This is a genomic window from Rhizobacter sp. P3_B12 (assembly GCF_056402895.1).
Genome location: NZ_JBFUGN010000527.1, coordinates 1 through 4,289, shown reverse-complemented (window position 1 = coordinate 4,289; position 4,289 = coordinate 1). Strand labels below are relative to the sequence as shown.

At 69.9% G+C, this 4,289-nt stretch carries 4 protein-coding genes; all 4 read right to left on the bottom strand.

Annotation, left to right across the window (positions count from 1 at the left end):
• Positions 1-39: 39 nt before the first annotated feature.
• Positions 40-882 (bottom strand): transglutaminase family protein, encoded by an 843-nt coding sequence (locus AC1D01_RS22945; RefSeq protein WP_477870392.1) that lies wholly within the window; start codon positions 880-882, stop codon positions 40-42.
• 10 nt (positions 883-892) lie between these two features.
• Positions 893-1,876, bottom strand: a complete 984-nt coding sequence (locus tag AC1D01_RS22940; protein WP_477870390.1) for an alpha-E domain-containing protein — start codon at positions 1,874-1,876, stop codon at positions 893-895.
• A 36-nt stretch (positions 1,877-1,912) separates the two neighbouring features.
• Entirely contained in the window at positions 1,913-3,349 is a 1,437-nt protein-coding gene (locus AC1D01_RS22935; RefSeq protein ID WP_477870388.1) for a circularly permuted type 2 ATP-grasp protein, read from the bottom strand.
• A 48-nt stretch (positions 3,350-3,397) separates the two neighbouring features.
• Positions 3,398-4,289, bottom strand: an 892-nt coding sequence (locus tag AC1D01_RS22930) for a ComEC/Rec2 family competence protein (RefSeq protein ID WP_477870386.1), incomplete at its 5' end; no start/stop codon positions are given.

Here is a 4,289-nt window from a genome sequence, read left to right as displayed (position 1 = left end):
GTAGTGGGTCACGTGGTTCAGCGCGACATGGATGGACATTCAGGGCTCCTGGGCGGTGAGCACGGCGGTTTCGGGAAGGGTCTCGGGGGCGTCGGGCAGGACGCCGATGTCCACGCTGACCCGCATCGTCTCGTCGCCGCCGCCCTCGCGCACGCCACGGATCGGCGAGCAGGCGGCGTAGTCGGGGCCGACGGCCAGGCGCACGTGGCGCTCGTCCATCAGGCAGCGGTGCGTGATGTCGACGCTGAGCCAGCGCCGCGCGGCCCGGTCGACGCAGACGTCGACCCAGGCATGGCTCGCGAGGCTGGGCGCATCGGGTGCATGGAAATAGCCGCTGACGTAGCGCGCCGGCACGCCGGCGGCGCGGCAGGCGGCGATGAAGACATGCGCCTGGTCCTGGCAGACGCCGGCGCCGAGCGCGAGCGCCTCGGCGGCGCTGGTGCGGGTGGTGGTCTTGCCGCCCTCGTAGGCGATGCGGTCGGCCACGTCGAGGGCCAGCGCGAGCGCACGCGCTTCATCGGCCGGGCCGTCGAGGTGGCGGCGGCCGAGCGCGGCGAGCGCGCCGGTCGCCGGGGTCAGCGGCGTGGCGCGCAGGTAGAACTCGGGTGCGATGCAGGCGTCGACCAGCACCGGCGAGGCATGCGTGCGCACGACGCCCGAGGCCCGCACCACGCCGCGGTACACGCGCTGGCGCAGGCTCCAGGTGTGGGCCAGGTTGCCGAAGCCGTCGCGCTGCGCGAACAGCTGGCCGGGCGCGGACAGGCTCCAGTCGAGCACCGTCTGGTGCGCGTTCGCCTGGGGCGTGAGGCACAGCGACTGCAGCGCGTACTGCAGCGGCGCGCTGTAGTCGTAGTGCGTGACGTGCCGGATGTCGAGTTTCATCCCAGGCCGGTCATGCCGCGACCGGCACCAGGAAGTCCCGGCTGATGCCCACCCCCAGCGTGCCGACGCGTTCGAGGAACTGCGTGAGGAAGGCATGCAGGCCGGTGGCGAGGATCTCGTCGATGCGGCCGAAGCGCAGGTCGGCCTGCAGGCGGCCGGCGCGGCGCAGCGTGTCCGACGATTGCTCGTTGGCCACCTGGCGCAGGTTGTTGACGACCTCGTCCATGCAGGCCGCGAGCGAGCGCGGCATGTCGGCGCGCAGGATCAGCAGCTCGGCCACCTTCTCCGGGCGAATCACGTTGCGATACGCCTTGCGGTAGACCTCGAAGCCGGACACCGAGCGCAGGATCGCCGACCAGTGGTAGAAGTCGTACTCCTGGTCCTTTCCGTTGCCGTTGCCGTTGCTGCCCATCGAGCCGGTGCCGAAGAACTCGCTCTCGACCGCGTGGAACTTCACGTCGAGCATGCGGGCGGTGTTGTCGGCGCGTTCCAGGAAGCTGCCGATGCGCAGGAAGTGGAAGGCCTCGTCCTGCAGCATCGTGCCCACCGTCACGCCGCGCGACAGGTGCGAGCGGAACTTGACCCATTCGAAGCCCTCGCCGGGATCCTTCTGGAAGGTCTTGTGGCGCAGCATGCGCTGGAACTCGAGCCAGGTCTGGTTCTGCGTCTCCCAGACCTCGGTGGTCAGCGTGCCGCGCACCGCGCGGGCGTTCTCGCGCGCGGCCATCAGGCAGCTGTAGATGCTCGACGGGTTGCGCTCGTCGCTCACCATGTAGTCCATCACGCGGCGGGCATCGATCTCGCCRTAGCGCGACGCGTAGTCGTGGCTCAGCTCGGAGATGCTCAGCAGCCCCTTCCAGCCGTTGACCGCGGCATCGGCCGACTGCGGCAGCAGGGAGGTCTGGTAGTTGACGTCCAGCATGCGGGCGGTGTTCTCGGCCCGCTCCATGTAGCGGGCCATCCAGAAGAGGTGGTCGGCGGTTCTCGACAGCATGTTCTTGATCTCCCTTGTCTTCAGGCTTCCATGTCTTCAGGCTTCCAGCACCCAGGTGTCCTTCGTCCCGCCGCCCTGCGACGARTTGACGACCAGCGAGCCCTCTTTCAACGCGACGCGCGTCAGCCCGCCCGGCACCATCTGCACCGTCTTGCCGCTCAGCACGAACGGGCGCAGGTCGATGTGGCGCGGCGCGATGCCGCTGTCGACGAAGGTCGGGCAGGTCGACAGGCTCAGCGTGGGCTGCGCGATGTAGCCGGCGGGGTTGGCCTCGAGCGCCTTGCGGAAATCGGCGATCTCGTCCTTGGTGGCGGCCGGCCCGACCAGCATGCCGTAGCCGCCGGCGCCGTGCACCTCTTTCACCACCAGCTCGCCCAGGTGCGCCAGCACGTATTTCAGGTCTTCCGCATCGCGGCACTGGTAGGTGGGCACGTTGTTCAGGATCGGCTTCTCGCCGAGGTAGAACTCGATCATCTTCGGCACGTACGGGTAGATCGACTTGTCGTCGGCCACGCCGGTGCCGATGGCGTTCGACAGYGTCACGTTGCCGGCGCGGTAGACGCTGAGCAGCCCGGCGCAGCCGAGCGTCGAATCGGGGCGGAAGGCCAGCGGGTCGAGGAAGTCGTCGTCAACGCGGCGGTAGATCACGTCGACCCGCTTCGGCCCCTGCGTCGTGCGCATGTAGACGAAGTTGTCCTTGACGAACAGGTCCTGCCCCTCGACCAGCTCGACGCCCATCTGCTGCGCGAGGAAGGCGTGCTCGAAGTAGGCGCTGTTGTACATGCCGGGCGTCAGCACGACGACGGTCGGGTCGTTGACGGCGGCCGGCGCGACCGCGCGCAGGGTCTCGAGCAGCAGGTCGGGGTAGTGCGCGACTGGCGCGACCCGGTGCTGGCTGAACAGGTCGGGGAACAGCCGCATCATCATCTTGCGGTTCTCGAGCATGTAGCTCACGCCGCTGGGCACGCGCAGGTTGTCCTCGAGCACGTAGTACGAGCCACTGCCATCGGGGTTGGCGGCGCGCACGATGTCGATGCCGGAGATGTGCGAGTAGACGCCGCCCGGCACGTCGACACCCATCATCTCGGGGCGGAACTGCGCGTTCTTGAAGATCTGCTCGCCCGGCACGATGCCGGCCTTGATGATCTCCTGGCCGTGGTAGACGTCGTGGATGAAGCGGTTCAGCGCGGTCACCCGCTGGCGCAGGCCGGCTTCCATGCTGCTCCACTCGCCGGCCGGAATCACGCGCGGGATCAGGTCGAACGGGATCAGGCGCTCGGTGCCGGAGCCGTCTTCGTCCTTCGCGCCGTACACCGCGAAGGTGATGCCGACGCGGCGGAAGATCATCTCGGCTTCCTCGCGGCGCGAACGCATCACGTCGCCCGGTTGCTCGGCCAGCCAGCGCTCGTACACCCGGTAGTGGTCGCGCACCGTGGTGCTGGTGGCCTGCATCTCGTCGAAGCTTGCTCTCATCGAATCGGTCTCCTCTCGGTCAGGGTAGCAAATTCCAGGCCATTCTCATCAAGCTGGCGCCACCCGATGGTGCCAGTAGCGGCGGGCGCGGTCACGCTCGCAAACGCCAGCAGCGGCCGGGCGATCGCTGCGCCAGCGCCAGGCGCCGCACGAGGCGGTGGCGGCGACCAGCACGTCGCGCTCGTGCAGCCGGGCCAGCACCTCGGGCACCGGGTGGCCGAAGCGGTTGCGGTAGCCGGCCTGGATCAGCGCGACCTGCGGCTGCACCGCATCGAGGAAATCCGCGCTCGACGAGGTGCGGCTGCCGTGGTGCGCGACCAGCAGCAGCTCGCTGCGCAGGCCCGCACCGACGCGCTCGACCAGCGCGCCCTCCTGCTCGCGCTCGATGTCGCCGGTGAGCAGCGCGCTGCGCCCGCCGGCGCTGACGCGCAGCACGCACGAGACGGCGTTCGGCTTGCGGGCGCGCGCGTAGTCGTCGGCGTACGGGTGCAACATCTGGAAGTGCACGCCGTCCCAGTCCCAGGACTGGCCGGCGGCGCAACGGGTGGCGGGAATGCCGGCATCGCGCAGCGGGTGGCCGTCTTCCAGCGAGCTGTCGAGCTCGGCGACCGGCAGGCCGGCGATCAGGGCCGCGGCGCCGCCGGTGTGGTCGGCATCGCGGTGGCTCAGCACCAGGCGGTCGATGCGGTCTTCGCCGCGTGAGCGCAGCAGCGGCAGCAGCACGCGCTGGCCGGCGTCCGACTCGCGCGAGTACTGCGGGCCGGCGTCGTAGACCAGCAGGTGCTGCCGCGTGCGCACCAGCACCGAGGTGCCCTGCCCCACGTCGAGCGCCACCAGCTCGAACTGCCCGGCGGCCGGCAGATCGCGCGGCGGCAGCAGCAGCGGGAACGCCAGCGGCACGGCCAGCAGGCGCAGCCGCCACGGCAGCGGCAGCACCAGC